Raw genomic sequence first — 18,868 nt, 5'->3', positions numbered from 1 at the left:
CTAGCGGGCGACCGGCCGCGTCGGATCGCTGCACCACTCGCTCCAGGAACCGGGGTAGAGCCGGGCGCCTTCGAAACCGGCGTGACGCATCGCCAGCAGGTTGTGGCAGGCGGTGACGCCGGAGCCGCATTGATGAACGATGCTCGTCGGATCGGCGTCGCCAAGCACGGCCAGCCATTCGGCGCGTAGTTGTTCCACCGGCTTGAAGCGGTTGTCGGCGTCGACGTTGTGCATGAAGAAGCGATTGGCCGCGCCGGGGATATGGCCGCCCACCGGGTCCAGTGTTTCGCCTTCGCCGCGGTAACGTTCGGCGGAGCGAGCGTCTACCACGGTGAAAGCCGCTTGCTCGATATTGGCCAGCACGGCGGAGGCGTCGACGGTGTCTTCAAGCGCCGGCCTGATCGAGAAACGGCAGGGGCGGCGTTCCGCGGCCTGCTTGTCTAGAGCGTAGCCGGCCCGGGTCCAGGCTTGGATGCCGCCGTCCAGTACCGCAACCGCGGAGTGCCCCAGCCAGCGGAGCAACCACCAGGCGCGGGCAGCGTATTGCCCGGCGGCGTCGTCGTAGGCGACGACCTGGGTGTCCGGCGTGATGCCGATTGCTCCGAAGTCCACGGCCAAGCGGCTGCCGTCGGGCAGCGGATGACGGCCGTTTTCGCCGGTCTTGCTGCCGGAAAGGTGGTACTCCAGATTCAGGTAATGCGCGTTTGGCAGATGGCCGGCTTCATAGACGGTCAAGCCATAATCCGCTTGTTCCAGCCGGAAGCGGCAATCCAGAATCACAAGGCGTTCAGCCGGCAGAACCGCCAGTTGTTCCGCGGAGATCAAGGTTTGGTGCATGGCATTCCTCTTTCAGATTGGGGAGGTGGGGCTGCTGGTCCTGCGCTTGTCGAATCCGTTGCCTGGTTAGCGGCATTGGGCGTGTTGATCCGGCCTTTTACGATGCGGAAGACCGCCAGCGGGTCTCAGAACCTGTTTACGATCTGCTACGTGTCGTGGAGCGTTGCACGGTGGGCGCGTCTTCAAAATGCTCGTGTGCCGTGTCTACACTCCGCTTTTTCAGCCGTTTTCGCCTTGACTCGCGAGAGCGTCAACACGCTCTCAGCGCAGGAGTTCGGCTTGATAAAGGCGAGAACAGGGCAGTTGCCGGTAGCTGCCGGGCTCCAGGCGCAAGGTGTCCACTTGTTCCGCGCCATCCCGGTCGCAGCGGCGCAGGGCTAGCCAGTGACGTCCATCGGCGTCAATGCCGTCGACAGGCCAAGCCAGGCCGGATTCCGCGAAGAAGCGGTAGCAGGCTAAATCGGCGCCTTCGAGCCCGTCCGGTATCTGATCGACCTGGATCTGATAGTCCAGCCAGCAATGGCTCTGAGAAGAGGCGAGTTGCCGGCGTAATTGTTCCGCCAGCTGCGGCCAGGCGCGCGGGGGGCCTTGGCGGCGGGCGGCAGCCCAGATCGGGGCGGGGAAATGGGCGTCGTCGGCGAAGCGGGGAATCACGTGCCAATGCAGGTGCGGCACCATATTGCCCAGGCTGGCCAGATTGATCTTGTCGGCTTGCGTGCAGCGCCGCAGCGCGGCTTCGACGTTATGGACCCAGTCCAGCAGGTGCAAACGGTCGCAGGGGGACAGGTCCGTCATTTCCTTGATGTGGGCCTTCCAGATCACCCGGCAGAAGCCGGGATAGCCTTCCTCGTTGACCAGTAGGACTTTTAGGCGGTCGTCTTCGTGCAATACTTGGCCGGACGGGCCACGGCACAATTCACAATCCATGATGGCGGCCTTTTGAAATGCGGGAACCTTATTGTAACGGTTGCCGCGAGCTTCGGCTAAACCCCGGTTCGCTGCTATCATTACGGAAATTATGATTTGAACTATTTATCATGCCTTCTGCCGTATGCCGTCGCCTGTGCGGTGTTCAGGCGCTGCGGCGGGCAAAAATGGAGAGCTTGATGACGGATATGATGATTATTCTGGCGCTGATCCTGGCCAGCGCTTTTTTCTCAGTGTCGGAGATATCGCTGGCGGCCTCGCGCAAGATCCGTTTGCGTCAAATGTTGGACGAGGGCAACGACAACGCCGGGAAGGTCTTGGCTTTGCAGGAGCATCCGGGCCATTTTTTCACCGTGGTGCAGATTGGCGTCAATGCGGTGGCTATTCTCGGTGGTATTGTCGGCGAGGCGGCGTTCACGCCTTTCTTCGCCCGGGTGCTGGGTTTTTTCTTGTCCCCCGAACTGGCGCAGAGCCTGGGTTTTCTGGCTTCCTTCCTGCTGGTGACCAGCCTATTCATCCTCTTCGCCGACTTGACGCCCAAGCGCGTGGGCATGGTGGCGGCGGAGTCTGTGGCGGTTCGCATTGTGCGGCCGATGCTGTTCATGGTGCTGCTGTTCAAGCCGCTGGTGTGGTTGTTCAATGAAATGTCCGGCGTATTGCTGCGTTTGGCGGGCATGCCCACCAGCCCGCGCGACGAAATCACCAGCGACGATATTTCGGCGATGATGGACGCCGGCGCTGAAGCCGGCGTGCTGCATCGGCAAGAACATCAAGTGATTGAAAACGTATTCGAACTGGAAAGCCGGCTGGTGCCGTCGTCGATGACGCCGCGCGAGAGCATCATCTACTTCACCCTGGACGAGGGAGAGGAGAGTATTAAGTCGAAAGTGGCCGAGCAGCCGCATTCCAAGTTTCTGGTCTGCGACAACGGCATCGACAATGTGGTGGGCTACGTTGACTCCAAGGACTTGCTGCGGCGGGTGTTGGCCGGGCGCGCCATCTCCTTGAAGGAGCCCGGTTTGTTGAAAACGGTGCTGATGATTCCGGATTCCCTGACCTTGTCGGAATCCTTGGATCAATTCAAGGGCACCCGAGAGGACTTCGCCGTCATTCTGAATGAATATGGTTTTGTGGTGGGTCTGATTACCCTTAACGATGTGATGTCCACGGTGATGGGTGACCTGGTGGGGCAGGGGCAGGAGGAACAGATCGTCAAGCGCGACGAGAACTCCTGGCTGGTGGACGGCATCACGCCTGTGGAGGATGTGCTGCGGGTATTGGAGATCGACGAATTGCCCGACGATCAGAACTACGAGACGGTGGCGGGTTTCATGATGTATATGCTGCGCAAGATTCCGCGGCGCACCGATTGCGTGCAATACGCAGGTTACAAGTTCGAGGTGGTGGACATCGACAACCACAAGATCGATCAGATTCTGGTCACGCGGGTGGCCAGCAAGGAGCCGGCGCAAACTTGAGCTTTGTACGATCGGTTACATGATTTAACACAGGCCTCACAGACTGCGGTGAGTCGGCTTGCATATGATGAATACAAGGATGCACCAGGACGGTGCCCTGACAACCGCTAAGTCGCAGATTTGGAGAAACACCATGAAAAAAATCGCCGCACTGATTCTGGCTTCCGTACTCGGCCTGACTTCCGCTGCCTCCTTCGCCGCCGACGCTTCCGCTCCGGCCGCCAAGGCTGCCGCTCCGGCGCATGCCAAGAAGCATCACGCCAAGAAGCACCATCACAAGAAGCACGCCAAGAAAGCGGCTTCCGCTCCGGCCGCGCAAAAAGCCCAAGCAGCCAAGAAGCATGCCAAGAAGCATCACCACAAAAAAGCGCATGTGAAAAAAGCGGCTTGATTCTGCGGCTACAGGCAGGGTATCGAAAGGAGGCTACGGCCTCCTTTTTGTATTGTTGGCTGGCTGGTTTAGGGTGTGATTAAAAATGTAATGGTTTTGTAGTGGCATGGCTTTGTGAAGTCTCTGCTTGTTCTGTGAAGTTTTGTCTCCAATTGCCAACAGGCAACCCTGCTACGCTTGGCTTGTTTTCTTTCTGAGGAAACAGCCCTCTCCAACTGCGTTTTTTACGTCCTTTTTTCCGCTTTATTTGCGATAAATTCCATCAAATCAACGAAATTATGATTTTTTGTCACTTTTTGTGCACCCGCCGCATCAGTGTCAACGTAAGGCAATCATTTTGACCTGTTTTAACTGTTATTAAGGACAGGTTGGTGAAATTTGGGTTGGCAGTCGTGGAGTGATTGCTCGAATCTGATACCACTGTAATACCACATGTCCGAACTAAAACGCCGGCTTGCGGTGCTGCAGCGGGGACAGCATGACGCTGCCGTGATCACTGACAGAATTGAGGGAGGTCCGAATGTCGAAACTTTCGTTGACGTTGTCGGCGCTGTTTGGAGGGGCTGGCTTGTTGTTGAGCAGCGCGGCGGCGTTCGCCGCGCCGGCTTGCAGCGCGTGGAGCAATGCGCAGACCTATAACGGCGGCGATTACGCCTTGTACGCCAACAAAACCTGGCGCGCCAAGTGGTGGACGCAGAACAATCAGCCGGGCGCGGATCAATGGGGACCGTGGGAGGAGAGGCCGGCTAGCGAATGCACCCCGGGCGGCGGCGACCCCGGTCCTGGGCCGGGCACGGGCGTGCCGCCCGAGCCGACGCCGACGGTGGGCCGCCATGTTGGTTCCTATTTTGCGCAATGGAGCATTTACGGCCGTAATTACAAGCTGCGCAATCTGGTGGACGCAGGCGGCGACAAGAAGCTGACCTTCCTGAACTACGCTTTCGGCAATGTCTACGCCGACGGCAAATGCGGCATGGTGACTCGCGCGGAGAACGGCAACGGCGACGGCGGCGACGCTTGGGCCGATTACCAGAAGTCCTTCGGCGCCAACGAGTCGGTGGACGGCAAGGCCGACACCTGGAGCGACCCGTTGCGCGGCAACTTCAACCAATTGCGCAAGTTGAAGCTGGCCAACCCCTCGCTGAAAGTGCTGATTTCGCTGGGAGGCTGGACCTGGTCTAAGAATTTCGGCAAATTCGCCGCCACCGACGCCGGCCGCAAGGCCATGGTGGCGTCCTGCATCGACCTGTACCTGAAAGGCAATTTGCCGGTGGGCGAGAACGCCGGCGGCGCCGGAGCGGCCAAGGGGGTGTTCGACGGCATCGATATCGACTGGGAATACCCGGGCGGCGGCGGTCTGCCGAGCAATAGCGTGGACCCCAACGACAAGCAGAACTTCACCTTGCTGATGGCGGAATTCCGCAGCCAGTTGGATGCCTTGACCTCGCAGAACAAGCGTCGATACTACCTGACCGCGGCCATTGGCTCCGGTGTCGATAAAATCCGCCAGACCGAGCCGGCCAAGTACGCGGCCTACATGGACTGGATCAATGTGATGACCTACGACTTCAACGGCGGCTGGGACGCAAAAGGGCCGACCAACTTCCAGTCCAATCTGTTCCGCGATCCGGCCGCTCCGGTGACCGGAGATCGCGTTTACTACAATGTGGACGACTCGATCCAAACCTTGGTCAAGGCCGGCGTGCCCAAGGCCAAGCTGAACGTGGGCATCCCGTTCTATGGACGCGGCTGGGCCGGCGTGGCGGCCGGACCCAAGGGCGATGGCTTGTACCAGGTGGCCACCGGCGCGGGCAAAGGCACTTACGAAGCCGGCATTGAGGACTACAAAGTGCTGAAAACCCGCTCCGCCAAGCAGTTTGTGCATCCGGTGAGCAAGCAGCTGTGGACTTACGATGGCAACGAGTTCTGGAGCTATGACGACCCGGCCACCATCCGCACCAAGCTCGACTATGTGCGTCAGCAACAGCTGGGCGGGGTGTTTAGCTGGTCCTTGGATGGCGACGACGCCCAGGGCTCCTTGCTGAAGACCACCAGCGAAGTGCGTCAGGATGCCGCCGCGGCCAAGAAGAAGGCGGCGGCCAAGACCTCGGCCGCATCGCCGCTGAAGTAAGCCGGCAGCCGCCATAGAGACGCCGCCGGGCATGCCCGGCGGTTTTTTTGTTTAAGCCGCGCTCTTTTCCAGTTCGGCGATCTCGCGCACCCGCAAGGGCTTGGGTGTTTCGTCCAGATTTGACCACACCCAGTTGAAGTGATCGATGACCTGTTCCGCGCTCAGCCCCGGCCGCGGTTTGCAGGTGTGGGCGTCGGCGATCAGCGTGACGGTGTACTCCTGCGACATGGCCGAGCGCAGTGTGCTGTCCACGCAAAATTCGGTGGCGGAGCCGGCCAGCCAGAGTTCGTCGACATCGCTGCCGCGCAGCAGCTCGCTCAGAGTGGTGCGCTGGAAGCTGTCGCTGAATCGCTTGTGAACCACAACGTCGTCGTCCAGCCGCGCCAGCGCCGGGTGCAGCTGCCAGGCCTCGCTGTCGCGCGCCAGATCGCTGCCGGGGCCGCTGTCATGCTGGATGAAGATCACCGGCATGTCTTGGCGGCGCGCCAGCGCGATGGCGTGGTTGAGGTTGGCCAGCACGGCGTCGGCGCGGCCGGCGCGAGGCCTGCCTTCGATCTGACCGTACTGAACATCGATGACGATCAGCGCTTTATTGCCCATGGTCTGCTTCCTCGCTTACAGCAGCACGCGTTCGATGCCGCCATCGCGCGCTTGCTCCACGTACTGTTTCAACCAATCCGGGCCCAGCACATGCTTGGCGATTTCCACCACAATATAGTCGGCCTCGGTGCCGGTATCCGGGCTATAGCGCGACAGACCTTGCAGGCAGGACGGGCAGGAGGTCAGGATCTTCACCGGTTGGGCCGGTTTGGCGCCGCCGGTCAGGGTTTGCAGATTCTTGTTGATTTCCTCTTCCTTGCGCGAGCGCACCTGGGTGGCGATGTCCGGCCGGCTGGCGGCGAAGGTACCGGATTCCCCGCAGCAGCGGTCCGAAAGGGCCACGCCGCCGCCCAGCAGTTCATTGACCACCTTCATCGGCTGATAGGCCTTCATAGGTGTATGACAGGGATCGTGATACAGGTACTGCTGACCGCCGACGCCGTCCAGCTTGACGCCTTTTTCCATCAGGTATTCATGGATGTCGATGATGCGGCAGCCGGGGAAGATGTCCTCGAAGCGGTATTGCGATAACTGGTCGTAGCAGGTGCCGCAGCTGACCACCACGGTTTTGATGTCCAGATAATTCAGCGTGGTGGCCACGCGGTGGAACAGCACCCGGTTCTCCGTGGTGATGGCGTCGCCCTTGTCCTGATAGCCGGCGCTGGTCTGAGGATAGCCGCAGCACAGATAGCCGGGCGGCAGCACTGTTTGCGCGCCGACATGCCACAGCATGGCCTGGGTGGCGAGGCCGACCTGGCTGAACAAGCGCTCCGAACCGCAGCCGGGGAAGTAGAACACCGCTTCAGCGTCTTCCGAGAGCTTGGGGTTGCGGATGATGGGCACGATGCTGGCGTCTTCCACGTCCAGCAGCGCGCGCGCGGTTTTCTTGGGCAGGCCGCCGGGCATGGGTTTGTTGATGAAGTGGATCACCTGCTCCTTGACCGGAGCCTTGCCGACGGTGGCCGGAGGTTGCCGGGTCTGGGAGCCTATCAGCCCCAGGCGTTTGCCCACCGCGTTGCCCAGTCGTTGGGCTTTGTAGGCGATGCCGACCAAGCCTGTGCGCAGCGCCTTGATGGTGGCCGGATCCTTGGCGGTAAGAAAGGCCATGCCGACGGCGGTGCCGGGGTTGAAGCTCTTGTTGCCGGTCTTGCGCAGGAAGTTGCGCATGGCCACCGAAACATCGCCGAAGTCGATCTTGACCGGGCAAGGTTTGACGCAACGATGGCAGACCGTGCAATGGTCGGCCACGTCGGACAGTTCCTCGAAGTGCTTGAGGCTGACGCCGCGGCGGGTCTGTTCCTCGTAGAGGAAGGCCTCGGTCAGCAGGCCGACGCCGAGTATCTTGTTGCGCGGCGAATACAGCAGATTGGCGCGGGGCACATGGGTGGAGCACACTGGTTTGCACTTGCCGCAGCGCAGGCAGTCCTTGATCGAGTCGCTGATGGCGCCGATGTCGGACTGTTCCAGAATCAGCGATTCCGCGCCCAGCAGGGAGAACGACGGGGTATAGGCCATGGCGAGGTCGGCGCCGGGCAGCAGTTTCCCGCGGTTGAAGTGACCGCTGGGGTCCACTTGCTGTTTGTAGGCGCGGAAGGGGGCGATTTCCTCCTCGCTGAGGAATTCCAGCTTGGTGATGCCGATGCCGTGCTCGCCGGAAATCACGCCGCCCAGCGCGCGCGCCAGCGCCATGATGCGTTCCACCGCCTTGTGCGCGGTTTGCAGCATCTCGTAGTCGTCGGAATTGACTGGCAGGTTGGTGTGGACGTTGCCGTCGCCGGCGTGCATGTGCAGGGCGACGAAGACGCGGCTGCGCAGCACTTTTTGCTGGATGGCGCGGATGGCGGCCAGAATGGGACCGTCGGTGTTGCCGGAGAACAGTTGTTCCAGTTCCGCCTGCATTTCGCGCTTCCAGCTGACGCGCACGACCAGATCGCGCAACGCGTGAAATACGGTGTCCGGAGCGGCGGTGGCGTCCTCCAGCGGCGCGTGCGGCCAGCGTTCGCGGTATTCGTGGAAGGGACGGTCAAGGTGTTCCAACAGCCACTGCCAGCGGTCGCGAGTGATGGCGAGCTGGGACAGCGCCGAGGCGCGGCGGTCGCCGATCAGCTCTTCAGACGGCAGATTGGTGTCCAGCTTGTCCACTGGCAGCCGGCCGTGGAAATACTCGGTCAGGGTGTCGAGCAGGCGCAGCTTGTTCTGGATCGACAATTCGATGTTGATGCGCTCGATGCCGTCGCTGTAGTCGCCCAGCCGCGGCAGCGGAATCACCACGTCTTCGTTGATCTTGAAGGCGTTGGTGTGCTTGGCGATGGCTGCGGTGCGGCTGCGGTCCAGCCAGAAGCGCTTGCGCGATTCCGGGGTAATGGCGATGAAGCCCTCGCCGTGGCGCGCATTGGCCAGCCGCACCACTTGGCTGGCGGCTTCCGCCACCGCATCCTCGTGGTCCGATACGAGGTCCGCAATCAACACCATCTTGGGCCGGCCCTTGCTTTTGGCCTTGGTCACATAGGACACCGCGCGCACATAGCGCCAGTCCAGATGTTCGAGGCCGGCCAGCTGCACGCCGGCGGCCAGCGCGGCGCCGCCGGGCTTGAACAAATCGGTGATTTCGACGATGGCCGGCGTGGCTTCGGCCACGGTGCCGAAGAATTCGAGGCAGACGGTGCGAATATGCTTGGGCATGCGGTGCAGCACGAAGCGCGCGCTGGTGATGATGCCGTCGCAGCCTTCTTTTTGCACGCCGGGCAGGCCGGCCAGGAATTTGTCAGTAACGTCTTTGCCCAGGCCCACTTTGCGGAAGGCGCTGCCGGGAATGTCCAGCTGACGGCTGGATACGACGGTGCGACCGTCATCCTTGAGCTGGCTGATGCGGAAGCGGGCGACGTCGACATCGTGGATCTTGCCGTAGTTGTGGCCCAGGCGTTCAATGAATTGCCATTGGCCGTCCGCGTCCACCATCTTCCAGCTGGCGAGGTTGTCCAGCGTGGTGCCCCACAGCACTGCTTTCTTGCCGCCGGCGTTCATTGCGATATTGCCGCCGATACAGGAGGCCTCCGCCGAGGTGGGGTCCACCGCGAATACCAGGCCGGCCGCCGCCGCGGCCTCGGCGACGCGGGCGGTGACCACGCCGGCGCCGCACTGTATGGTGGCGCGGGGGCCGTCCAGGCCGGGCAGCTCGATCTGTTCGACGCCGAGGTGGCGGTCCAGCTTCTCGGTATTGATCACTGCGCTCATGCGGTCCAGCGGCACCGCGCCGCCGGTGTAACCGGTGCCGCCGCCGCGGGGGATGATGGTGAGGCCCAGCTCAATACAGGCGCGCACCAGCGGCGCGATTTCAGCCTCGCTGTCCGGGCTCAGCACTACAAACGGATATTCGACTCGCCAGTCCGTCGCATCGGTGACGTGGGCGACCCGCGACAGGCCGTCGAACTGGATGTTGTCGCGGCGGGTGAGCCGGGACAGCTTCTTGAGAATTTTGGCGCGCAGCTCGCGGGTGTCTTCGAACTGTTCCGCGAAGCGCTCGACGGCGGCGCGCGCCGCCGTCAGCATTTTGCCCACCTTGTCGTTGCCCTCGCGGCGCTTTTCCACCTCGGCCAGCCGGTGGCGCATCGCGTCCACCAAGGCCGCCAGCCGCTTGGGGTTGTCCAGCAGATCGTCGACCAGATAGGGATTGCGGTCTACCACCCAGATATCGCCCAAGACCTCGAACAGCATGCGGGCGGAGCGGCCGGTCTTGCGTTCGGCGCGCAGCTCCTCCAGCAGTTTCCACATCGGCGCGCCCAGCAGGCGGATGAAAATCTCGCGGTCGGAATACGAGGTGTAGTTGTACGGGATCTCCCGCACACGGGCTTGGGTGGTGGTGGTCATTGTCCGTGCAGCTGTCATTATTGGAAAAACGTCCACCAGTGTAGCCCAATTGTTGCGTTGCGAAAAACCCGCATTCACTAGGGATTTCCTTCTTTACTTCAAGATATTGGGGCGGATTGTATATTGTTGGGCAAGACAGAGCGGGCCCATCTCGGCGGCTTGGCCGCGCTGGGGACGGAATGGTGTGCGCTATTCCATTTACAGGGCGAAAGCTGCTGATTTTATGCTTTTTATGGGTAAACTGAGGCTTGAACGCGCCGCGCTGATCGGGATGGCGCGGCCACGACGGGAATGGAGAATGTGATGATGTGGAAGAAGTGGGCTATGGCCTTGCTGCTGGCGGCGTCGCTGAGCGGCTGCGGCTACAACGCGATGCAGACTCAGGACGAGGCGGCCAACGCGGCCTGGTCCGAAGTCATCAATCAATACCAGCGACGCGCGGACCTGATCCCCAATCTGGTCAAGACGGTGCAAGGCTACGCCAAGCATGAAAAAGACGTGTTGACCCAGGTGACCGCCGCTCGGGCGCGGGTGGGCAGCATCCAGGTGGATCCATCGATGGCGACGGACGAAAAAAAGCTCAATGACTTTGCCGCGGCGCAGAATCAGCTGGGTTCGGCGCTGTCACGCTTGCTGGTGGTGTCGGAGAACTACCCGCAGCTGAAGGCGGATCAATCCTTCCGCGATCTGCAGGCGCAACTGGAGGGCACCGAAAACCGCATTGCGCTGGCGCGCAAGCGCTATATCGATTCGGTGCAGGCGTACAACAGCACGGTGCGCACCTTTCCCAATAATTTGACCGCGATGATGTTCAGCCTGAAAACCCGGCCTAATTTCACGGTGGAGAATGAGAAGGCCATCTCCGCCGCGCCTCAGGTCAACTTCGGCGAGCCGGAGGCGAGCAAATAAGATGACGGCGCTATGGCGTTGCTTGGGCTTCGCGTTGCTGCTATGCGCGCAGTTGGCGCGAGCGGAGCTGGCGGTGCCGCCGCCCAGTTCTCCCGTGGTGGACCTTGCCGGCTTCTTATCGGTGGACGAGCGAGGGCAATTGGAACAGCAATTGCTGACGTTTCATCAGCGCAAGGGCAGCCAGCTGGCGGTGTTGATCGTGCCGTCGGTGGAGCCGGAGACGCCGTTTGATTACGGCACCCGGGTGATGGATGCCTGGAAGCTGGGCCGTAAGGGAATAGACGACGGGGTGTTGTTGCTGATCGTTGCGGACCAGCGCAAGAGCCAACTGCTGGTGGGGCGCGGCCTGGAGGGCGCGATTCCGGATATTTACGCCAAGCGCATCCTGCAGGATACGCTGCGTCCGTTGTTTAAACAGGGACTGCGCTTCCAGGGCATACAGGCGGCGATTGCACAGCTGGAGGGCCTGATAGACGGGGAGAAGCTGCCGTCGCCGCCGGCTCAGACCCAGCAGCAGGGTTGGGAGGATAGCTGGCCGGCGTTGGCGTTCGCGGTCTTGTTCGGCGCCGGCGTGGTTAGCCGTCTGTTCGGACGGCTGATCGGCAGCTTCATCATGGGCTGTTTGGGCATTGTCGCTGCCTTGCTGTTGGGCGCCGGCGTCATGTTCGCCTTGCTGGCCGGCGCGGTGGCGGCGCTGCTTTGCCTGGTGATCGGTTCCCATGGCGTCTCGTTCGGTGGCGGAGGAGGCGGCGGTTGGGGAGGCGGATCTGGAGGCAGCCGCGGAGGCGGCGGCTGGTCCGGCGGCGGAGGGGGTTTTGGCGGCGGCGGCGCTTCGGGAGATTGGTGATGTGGAAATCATGGAGTAGAGCGCTGCGTCACTTGGCCAGCACCGGTTGGTTGGCGCGGCGGCGGTTTCCCGCTTCGGAATTGGCGCGCTTGCAGCAGGGGATCGCGGCTTCGGAGCGCGAGCATGCGGGCCAACTGCGCTTTGTGGTGGAGTCGGCGCTGGACTGGCGAGACGCCTGGCGCGGCATGAGCGCGCGCGAACGGGCGTTGGAGTGGTTTGGTCTGTTGCGGGTATGGGACACCGAGGAAAACACCGGCGTGTTGGTGTACGTGTTGCTGGCGGAGCGTCGCATTGAAATCATCGCCGACCGTGGCATTGATCGGCGGGTACCGCCCCAGGCTTGGGAGGACATTTGCGCCGAAGTCAGCCGCGCAATGGCGGAGCGCCAGCGGGTGGCCGGCCTGGAAGCAGGCTTGCGGCGCATACACGCCTTATTGATCGAGCATGCGCCGCGCCGGCATGGACCCGGCGTCAACGAGCTGCCGGACGAGGTGATCGTCCGCTGAGTCAGCTGGCGGTGGTGACGGCGAGCTGTGTCGCCAGCTGCACGGCTTCGAACAAGCTGCCGGGATGTGCGCGGCCGCTGCCGGCCAGGTCCAGCGCGGTGCCGTGGTCGACGGAGGTGCGGATGATGGGCAGGCCCAGCGTGATATTAATGCCGGCTCCGAAGCTGGCGTGCTTGAGCACCGGCAAGCCTTGGTCGTGATACATCGCCAGCACCGCGTCGCAATGCCGCAGTTTGTCCGGATTGAACAGGGTATCGGCGGGCAGGGGCCCGATCAGGTCCATGTCCTCGCCGCGCAGCCGAGTGAGCAAGGGTTCGATGATTTCGATTTCCTCGCGCCCCAGATGACCGCTTTCGCCCGCGTGCGGATTCAAGCCCGCCACCAGCACTCGCGGCGCGGCGATGCCGAACTTGGCGCGCAGGTCCGCGAACAGGATGCGGATGACTTGTTCCAGATTGTCCGTCGTGATGGCGTCAGAGACATCGCGCAGCGGCAGGTGAGTCGTGGCCAGCGCCACGCGCATGCCGCCACCGGCCAGCATCATCACTACTTTGGAAGTCCGCGTGCGTTCGGCCAGGTATTCGGTATGGCCGGAGAAGGCGACGCCGCCATCGTTGATCACGCCCTTGTGCACCGGCGCGGTGACCATGGCGGCGAATTCTCCGGCCAAGCAGCCGTCTATGGCGCGGTCCAGCGTCGCCAGCACATAGCCGGCATTGGCCGGGTCCAGTTGTCCGGGGACGGCGGCGGCCGCCAGCGGCACATCGCAAACTTCCAGTCCCTGTTTGGGGGCGGGAGCGCCGGGCGCGTAATCATGCAGCGTAAGCGAGAGGCCAAGCTGACGCGCACGCGCGGCCAGCATGGCCTTGTCGCCGATCAGCACGCAACGCGAGCCGGTTCCGGCTTCCGTCAGCCTCAGCGCCAAGTCAGGGCCTACGCCGGCGGGTTCGCCGGTGGTGACGGCCAATACGGGGACGTCCATGCTTACTTCTCGTCCAGCCGTTCTTCGACGAAGGCCGAATCGCGCAGCTGGCGCACCCAGTCGGCGTACGCTTGTTCGATCTTGCGGGAACGGATCTGCTGTTTGACCGCCAGTCGCTCGCGGTCGCCGGACACGTCCTGATTGCGCTTGCCTTCCACCAGGATCAAATGCCAGCCGAAGGGGGTGCGCACCGCTTGCGACAGTTGGCCGATGGGCAATTGCGTCATCGCGCTTTCAAAATCCGGCACCAAGTCGCCCAGATTGACCCAGCCCAGATCGCCGCCTTTGGCGTTGCTGCCGTCTTCGGAGTAGAGCTTGGCCATGTCGGCGAACTTGGCGCCGCGCTGGATGCGATCACGCACTTGTTCGATGCGAGTTTTGGCGTCGCTGGCCGACACCGCTTCGTTGGTGCGGATCAGAATGTGGCGCACATGATATTGCTCCACCATCATCGGCGCGCCGCTGTCGCGCTTGTCCTGCAGTTGGAAGATGAAGAAGCCTTGCTGGGTGCGGATCACATTGGTGTGCTGGCCGGTTTTCAGTTGTTCCAGCATCTGCACGAATTCAACCGGCAGCGACACTGCGCTGCGCCAGCCCATGTCCCCGCCCTTCAGCGCATTGGGCGCATCGGAGTAGCTGGCCGATACTTTGGCGAAGGACTGTCCCGCCTCCAGCTCCGCCAGCGCTTTTTCGGCTTTCTTCGACAGGGTGTCGATCTGCTTGGCGTCGGCGCGTTCGGGAACATTGACCAGGATGCTGGCCAGGTGGTATTCGGCGCGGTTTCCGCTCTGTGCGCTTTTCAGCACTTGGTCGACTTCGGTTTCGTTGACGTTGACCTTGGCGGCGACCTCGCTGTCACGCAAGCGAGCGATGGTCAGTTCTTTTCGGACTTCGGCGCGCAGCTTGTCGAAGGCTAGGCCTTCCTTGGCCAATTGGGCTTTCAGGCCGGCAACGTCCATCTTGTTCTGCTTGGCCAGATTGGCCACCGCCTGATCCACGGCGGCGTCGTCTATGCGCAGGCCGCCGCTGGCGGCGTACTGCAGTTGAACCTCCTCGGTGATCATCTGTTCCAGCATTTGCTTTTCCAGCACGGCGCGCGCTGGCGGCGTGACTTTCTGAGCCTGAAGCTGCTTGATGGCCTCGTCGACGCGGGTTTGCAGGTCCAGCCAGGTGATCACATTCTTGTTGACCACTGCAACGATGCGGTCCACTTCTTTGACCGGGGTTGCGGGAGCGGCGATGGCGCCTTGCAGGGCGCCGGCTAGCAGCAGGGCGAGCAGAGTCTGTTTCATGATCATCGCTTATAAATCGTTAGTCTTGCTATAGCCGGGAATCGCCAGCTTCAGCGTGTTGAGCGGATTGTTGCCGAAGCCGCCAAGTCCCTTGAATTCCAGCTGGAAATAAATGGCGTTCTTGGTGGTGGTCAGGTCGCTGACATAGCGCTGGCCGACCAGCCGCGCCGACCAGCAACCGTCGTTGTACTCGAATCCGGCCAGTTGTTCCAGCGGCTTGCGGTCGGCCAGCGAGTAATTGTAGCGGCCCAGCGCATACCATTTCTTGGCGATCGGCCATTGCGCGCCGATGTCGACTTGGCGCAAGGGACCGTACAGGGAGGAGTTGTCCTGTTGTTCGTAGCGGCCATAGCGATAGCGCGCGCTGAGCACTTTGCCGGGCGCCGGGTTGTAGCGCAGCTGGGCGTTGTAGCGTTCGGTGGTTTTCAGCGCCTCATTCCACTCGTAGGAGCTGTCCAGCCGCCAGCCCTGGGCCAGATCGCCGCTGGCGCCCAGCAAGAGATTGGAGCCGCTGACGGTGCGCTGCTGCGGCACACCGGCCAGAGAGATGTCGTCTTGGTTAAAATAGTAACGCTTGCCCACGGTCAGCCGGAGCCGTTCCAGACCGTTTTCCTGATTGATCAGGCGGCTGGTCAGCGCGGTGGTCAGCTGATTGGCGCCATTGATGCGGTCAGATCCGGAAAAGCGGTTCTCGGTGAACAACTGCGCAAAGTTGAAATCATTCTCCGAGGTGTCGAAGTTGGGCAGATTGTTTTGGTTGCGCGTCGGGATATTGACGTAGAACAGTCGCGGCTCCAGCGTCAGCAGGTGATCCTGTCCCAGGAACTCGGTATCGCGGTCGAAGTAGAGGCCGGCGTCGGTGCTGAAGATGGGCAGGCTGCGTGACACCGAGCGGCTTTGCTGCCCAGGCAGCGCATCCAACTGGTATTCAGTCAGATGCATGCCGATCTTGGGTCGTATAAAGCCCCAGCTTTTGTCCAGGCTCCAGGTGAGGCTGGGATAAGCGACCAGGCGGTCGCCGTTTTGCAATGTCGGGTGGGAGAAGCGGGTCAACTCGCTCTGCAGGTTGGCGCTGAAACCTTGCGGCAGTTTCTGGCTGGCGTTGAAAATCAGCTGAGGCAATCGCGCATAGGGAATGTCGCCGGGAGCGGGGTTCTCCAGCAGCGTCTGGTAGCGCTGCGCGCGCAAGGTGGCGTTGGCCGAACCGCCCTGCCAGCCGAAACCGTAGCTGAGCCAGGCTTCTCGTACCAGGTTGACGTTGGTGGCGATGCTGAGTCGGTCGCCGAAATCCTTGAAGTAGTTGGGGTCCGAGACGTAGTTGGCGGTGTAGCCGAAAGTCAGACCCGGGGCCAAGGTCTGGTTATGGCTTGCATACCAAGCGTAGCGGTTTTTATCGGTGACCTTGTCCTTGGGCAGTTGCTCAGTGTAGATCGAGCCGGAGTAATTGGGCTGCAGGTAGCGGAACTCCGCGCCCAGCATGGTGCCGTGCTTGTCGTTGAAATGCGGAGTGATGGTCGCGTCGTAGTTGGGCGCGATATTCCAGTAATAAGGCAGCGCCACTTCAGTACCGTTGCTGCCGGTCTTGAAGGTGGGCGGCAGGAAACCGCTTTTGCGGTTGCCGTTGAGCGGAAAATCCATCCACGGCGTGTACAGGATGGGCACGCCGTAGAAATTCAGCCGCGCGTTGCGGGCGGTGCCGACGCCGTTGACATAGTCCAGATCCAGCAGCGAGGAGTTCAAATACCAGGAATCGTCGCCGGGTTCGCAGCTATTGATGCGGCTGTTGTAGACCCGGTACTGGTTCTGGCCGCGGAAGTCCACTTGCTGGCCGTCGCCGCGCATTGGCACCGTGCTCATGGGGCGGGCGCTGGCAGGCGCGCCTTTGGCGGCGGGTGCGGGTTTCCCCATGGCGAATACCGGGTCCATGCCGGTGCCGCTGTAGTTGGCCACGTTGTAATCCAGCGTGGTGCCGGTCACCACATCGACTCCGCGCGTCATCTTGAAGCGGTCGCCGGCCTTGACTCGGTCCTTGTTCTGGTAATAGTCCAGCCAGTCGGACTCCAGCTTCTGGTCGTCGCGAGTGACCACCACGTTGCCGCGGGCCTTCAGCTCCACATTCATCTCGCCGTCCATATCGTCGGCGGTGACGTGCGTCTGGCCTTCGGCCTTGGGCGGGGTGGGCAGGGCGATCGGGGCGTCTTCATCGGCCAAGGCCAGCGCCGGCTGCAGTGAAAACGCGGCCGCCAGCGCCAAGGCTAGCGGATTGGGTTTGATTCTGGGCATGCACAAAGCCATATCTAAGGGGCGGCGGGGCAGTATAAAATCAGCCAATTCTATCAGCACCAAGACGAAGCGACATGCATAGACAGGAACTCATCAAAAAATGGCTGGCGGATTTGTACCCGGGGCAGGACATCGGGCTCGAATTCGCCGCCGCGGATGCCGACTTCCGGCGCTACTTTCGTGCGACCTGGCCGGATGGCGCGAGTTGCATCGTGATGGATGCGCCGCCGGAAAAAATGAGCACCGACGCCTATGTGCAAGTGCTCGATGTTTTCGCCATGGTCAATGTTCCCAAGCTGCTGGCCCGTGATCGCGAACAAGGTCTGTTATTGCTGGAGGACCTGGGCCGGGTGACCTATCTGGCGGCCTTGGAGCATGATGGGCGCGAGCAGGTGCAGCGCCATCTGCTGCTGGAGGCGCTGGATACCTTGGTGGAGATCCAATCCGCCAGCCAGCCGGGGGTGTTGCCGGAATACGACGAAGCGCTGCTGACACGCGAGTTGAATCTGTTTCCGGAATGGTTCTGTGCCAAAGAATTGGGACGACCGTTGAATGTTGCCCAGCGTCAGTTGTGGGACGCTGGGGTCAAGGCCTTGCTGCCGGTGTTGCTGGCCCAATCCAAGGTGTTTGTGCATCGGGATTTCATTGTGCGCAATCTGATGCTGACCCCAGGGAAGCCCGGGGTGTTGGATTTCCAAGACGCGGTGTACGGCCCTGTTAGCTATGACATCGTCAGCCTGTTGCGCGACGCCTTTATAGAATGGGAAGAGCCTTTTGTGCTCGATATCGCGATCCGCTATTGGGAAAAGGCGCGCGCCGCCGGCCTGCCGGTGCCGGCGGAGTTCGATGTTTTCTATCGTGATTTCGAGTGGATGGGGGTGCAGCGCCACTTGAAAGTGACTGGCATCTTCTCGCGTTTGTTCCATCGAGACGGCAAGGACAAGTATCGCGCGGAGATTCCGCGTTTCATCAAATATCTGAAACGCACCACTCGTCGTTACCAGGAACTGGCGCCGTTCTATCAATTGCTGCTGCAGTTGGTGGGCAAGGATCAGACCGACGAAGAACTGCAGTCGGCCTATCCGGTAATGAGTTACAAGGGGTGAGCATGCCTAAAGCCATGATTCTGGCCGCCGGCCGCGGCGAGCGGATGCGGCCGCTGACCGACCATGCGCCGAAGCCCTTGTTGGCCGTGGGCGGCAAGCCCTTGATTGTTTGGCAGATCGAACGCCTGGTGGCTGCGGGGTTCGCCGATATCGTGATCAATCACGCCTGGCTTGGGGCGCAGATTGAACGGGAACTGGGCGACGGCGGCCGCTTTGGCGCGCGTATCGCTTACTCCGCCGAGGGCGAGCCATTAGAGACCGCCGGCGGCATCGCCAAAGCCTTGCCGATATTGCGAGAAGGCAGAGAGCGCGCCTTTCTGTGCGTGGCGGCGGATATCTACACCGATTATGACTATGCCTGCCTGCTGCCGCGGCTGGACGCGCTGGAGCGGCGGGAAGAGCCGGGAATGTACCTGGTGATGACCGATAATCCGGACTTCCACGCCGGTGGCGATTTCGCGCTGGCACCGGATGGGGGCTTGCGAGCCGACGGTGAGCGCAAACTGACTTTCTCCAGCATCGGTCTTTACGATACCCGTATGTTTTCCGGGCTTCCCGCGGGCCGTTTCGCGCCGATGCGCCCGTTCTACGATGCAGCGATCGCGGCGGGGCGGGCCAGCGGCGAGTACTTCAACGGCGTCTGGCACAATGTAGGCACGCCGCAGCAATTGCAGCAGTTGGATGCGCAATTGCGCGCCGGTCTGGGTTGAGG

At 61.7% G+C, this 18,868-nt stretch carries 15 protein-coding genes; 8 read left to right on the top strand and 7 right to left on the bottom strand.

Annotated elements, in window-relative coordinates:
- Nucleotides 1-837 carry a sulfurtransferase gene (locus tag DXT74_RS00850; RefSeq protein ID WP_194427106.1) on the bottom strand — a complete coding sequence of 279 codons (837 nt, stop codon included), beginning with the start codon at nt 835-837 and terminating at the stop codon, nt 1-3.
- A gap of 261 nt (nt 838-1,098) precedes the next feature.
- Nucleotides 1,099-1,764, bottom strand: coding sequence for an HIT family protein (locus DXT74_RS23180; protein ID WP_194427105.1), 666 nt, complete (start codon nt 1,762-1,764; stop codon nt 1,099-1,101).
- A 179-nt stretch (nt 1,765-1,943) separates the two neighbouring features.
- Between DXT74_RS23180 and DXT74_RS00840 the strand changes: the two genes are divergently transcribed.
- From DXT74_RS00840 to DXT74_RS00830, 3 genes are all read left to right on the top strand, one after another.
- Nucleotides 1,944-3,242 carry a hemolysin family protein gene (locus DXT74_RS00840; RefSeq protein ID WP_019100585.1) on the top strand — a complete coding sequence of 433 codons (1,299 nt, stop codon included), beginning with the start codon at nt 1,944-1,946 and terminating at the stop codon, nt 3,240-3,242.
- A gap of 133 nt (nt 3,243-3,375) precedes the next feature.
- Nucleotides 3,376-3,633 carry a hypothetical protein gene (locus DXT74_RS00835; RefSeq protein ID WP_043592314.1) on the top strand — a complete coding sequence of 86 codons (258 nt, stop codon included), beginning with the start codon at nt 3,376-3,378 and terminating at the stop codon, nt 3,631-3,633.
- A 520-nt stretch (nt 3,634-4,153) separates the two neighbouring features.
- Entirely contained in the window at nt 4,154-5,764 is a 1,611-nt protein-coding gene (locus DXT74_RS00830) for a glycosyl hydrolase family 18 protein (RefSeq protein WP_114153648.1), read from the top strand.
- A gap of 51 nt (nt 5,765-5,815) precedes the next feature.
- Here the strand turns inward: DXT74_RS00830 and DXT74_RS00825 are convergent, their stop codons facing one another.
- On the bottom strand, nt 5,816-6,364 hold the full coding sequence (locus tag DXT74_RS00825) for a cysteine hydrolase family protein (protein WP_194427104.1): 549 nt from the start codon (nt 6,362-6,364) through the stop codon (nt 5,816-5,818).
- Between the two features lie 15 nt (nt 6,365-6,379).
- A complete protein-coding gene (locus DXT74_RS00820; protein WP_194427103.1) occupies nt 6,380-10,231 on the bottom strand; it encodes a DUF3683 domain-containing protein in 3,852 nt (1,283 codons plus the stop codon).
- 306 nt (nt 10,232-10,537) lie between these two features.
- Between DXT74_RS00820 and DXT74_RS00815 the strand changes: the two genes are divergently transcribed.
- From DXT74_RS00815 to DXT74_RS00805, 3 genes are read left to right on the top strand one after another with little or no spacing between them, the layout of a single operon-like run.
- Entirely contained in the window at nt 10,538-11,140 is a 603-nt protein-coding gene (locus DXT74_RS00815; RefSeq protein WP_085951887.1) for a LemA family protein, read from the top strand.
- 1 nt (nt 11,141) lies between these two features.
- Nucleotides 11,142-11,987, top strand: coding sequence for a YgcG family protein (locus DXT74_RS00810; RefSeq protein WP_194427102.1), 846 nt, complete (start codon nt 11,142-11,144; stop codon nt 11,985-11,987).
- The gene (locus tag DXT74_RS00805) at nt 11,987-12,493 is read left to right on the top strand and encodes a TPM domain-containing protein (RefSeq protein ID WP_081555045.1); all 507 of its coding nucleotides are present in this window, start codon (nt 11,987-11,989) and stop codon (nt 12,491-12,493) included. The genes DXT74_RS00810 and DXT74_RS00805 overlap by 1 nt, the downstream gene beginning before the upstream one ends.
- 1 nt (nt 12,494) lies before the next feature.
- Here DXT74_RS00805 and pdxA read toward each other — a convergent pair whose 3' ends face one another.
- Genes pdxA through DXT74_RS00790 form a run of 3 tightly spaced genes read right to left on the bottom strand, consistent with a single transcriptional unit; the run spans nt 12,495 to nt 17,050 of the window.
- Entirely contained in the window at nt 12,495-13,475 is a 981-nt protein-coding gene (gene pdxA, locus DXT74_RS00800) for a 4-hydroxythreonine-4-phosphate dehydrogenase PdxA (protein ID WP_194427101.1), read from the bottom strand.
- 2 nt (nt 13,476-13,477) lie between these two features.
- Nucleotides 13,478-14,767 carry a peptidylprolyl isomerase gene (locus DXT74_RS00795; protein WP_194427100.1) on the bottom strand — a complete coding sequence of 430 codons (1,290 nt, stop codon included), beginning with the start codon at nt 14,765-14,767 and terminating at the stop codon, nt 13,478-13,480.
- 9 nt (nt 14,768-14,776) lie between these two features.
- On the bottom strand, nt 14,777-17,050 hold the full coding sequence (locus tag DXT74_RS00790) for an LPS-assembly protein LptD (protein ID WP_194427099.1): 2,274 nt from the start codon (nt 17,048-17,050) through the stop codon (nt 14,777-14,779).
- A gap of 74 nt (nt 17,051-17,124) precedes the next feature.
- On the opposite strand from DXT74_RS00790, the gene amgK reads away from it, so the two are divergent.
- A complete protein-coding gene (amgK, locus tag DXT74_RS00785) occupies nt 17,125-18,156 on the top strand; it encodes an N-acetylmuramate/N-acetylglucosamine kinase AmgK (protein WP_194427098.1) in 1,032 nt (343 codons plus the stop codon).
- Nucleotides 18,157-18,158: 2 nt separating this feature from the next.
- Nucleotides 18,159-18,866, top strand: coding sequence for an N-acetylmuramate alpha-1-phosphate uridylyltransferase MurU (gene murU / locus DXT74_RS00780; RefSeq protein WP_196783806.1), 708 nt, complete (start codon nt 18,159-18,161; stop codon nt 18,864-18,866).
- Nucleotides 18,867-18,868: the final 2 nt, after the last annotated feature.

This window comes from Chromobacterium sp. Rain0013, assembly GCF_015291765.1.
GTDB classification, from domain to species: Bacteria; Pseudomonadota; Gammaproteobacteria; order Burkholderiales; family Chromobacteriaceae; genus Chromobacterium; species Chromobacterium haemolyticum.
Note: the sequence above shows the minus strand (reverse complement) of the source record. Positions and strands in the feature narration are given on the sequence as shown.

Excerpts from the sequence above, each read along its gene's own strand:
- DXT74_RS00835 (WP_043592314.1), top strand. The coding sequence starts at position 3,376 with ATGAAAAAAATCGCCGCACTGATTCTGGCTTCCGTACTCGGCCTGACT.
- pdxA (WP_194427101.1), bottom strand. The coding sequence starts at position 13,475 with ATGGACGTCCCCGTATTGGCCGTCACCACCGGCGAACCCGCCGGCGTA.
- amgK (WP_194427098.1), top strand. The coding sequence starts at position 17,125 with ATGCATAGACAGGAACTCATCAAAAAATGGCTGGCGGATTTGTACCCG.
- DXT74_RS00820 (WP_194427103.1), bottom strand. The coding sequence starts at position 10,231 with ATGACCACCACCACCCAAGCCCGTGTGCGGGAGATCCCGTACAACTAC.
- murU (WP_196783806.1), top strand. The coding sequence starts at position 18,159 with ATGCCTAAAGCCATGATTCTGGCCGCCGGCCGCGGCGAGCGGATGCGG.
- DXT74_RS00805 (WP_081555045.1), top strand. The coding sequence starts at position 11,987 with ATGTGGAAATCATGGAGTAGAGCGCTGCGTCACTTGGCCAGCACCGGT.
- DXT74_RS00840 (WP_019100585.1), top strand. The coding sequence starts at position 1,944 with ATGACGGATATGATGATTATTCTGGCGCTGATCCTGGCCAGCGCTTTT.
- DXT74_RS00850 (WP_194427106.1), bottom strand. The coding sequence starts at position 837 with ATGCACCAAACCTTGATCTCCGCGGAACAACTGGCGGTTCTGCCGGCT.
- DXT74_RS00790 (WP_194427099.1), bottom strand. The coding sequence starts at position 17,050 with ATGCCCAGAATCAAACCCAATCCGCTAGCCTTGGCGCTGGCGGCCGCG.
- DXT74_RS00830 (WP_114153648.1), top strand. The coding sequence starts at position 4,154 with ATGTCGAAACTTTCGTTGACGTTGTCGGCGCTGTTTGGAGGGGCTGGC.
- DXT74_RS00795 (WP_194427100.1), bottom strand. The coding sequence starts at position 14,767 with ATGAAACAGACTCTGCTCGCCCTGCTGCTAGCCGGCGCCCTGCAAGGC.
- DXT74_RS23180 (WP_194427105.1), bottom strand. The coding sequence starts at position 1,764 with ATGGATTGTGAATTGTGCCGTGGCCCGTCCGGCCAAGTATTGCACGAA.
- DXT74_RS00815 (WP_085951887.1), top strand. The coding sequence starts at position 10,538 with ATGTGGAAGAAGTGGGCTATGGCCTTGCTGCTGGCGGCGTCGCTGAGC.
- DXT74_RS00825 (WP_194427104.1), bottom strand. The coding sequence starts at position 6,364 with ATGGGCAATAAAGCGCTGATCGTCATCGATGTTCAGTACGGTCAGATC.
- DXT74_RS00810 (WP_194427102.1), top strand. The coding sequence starts at position 11,142 with ATGACGGCGCTATGGCGTTGCTTGGGCTTCGCGTTGCTGCTATGCGCG.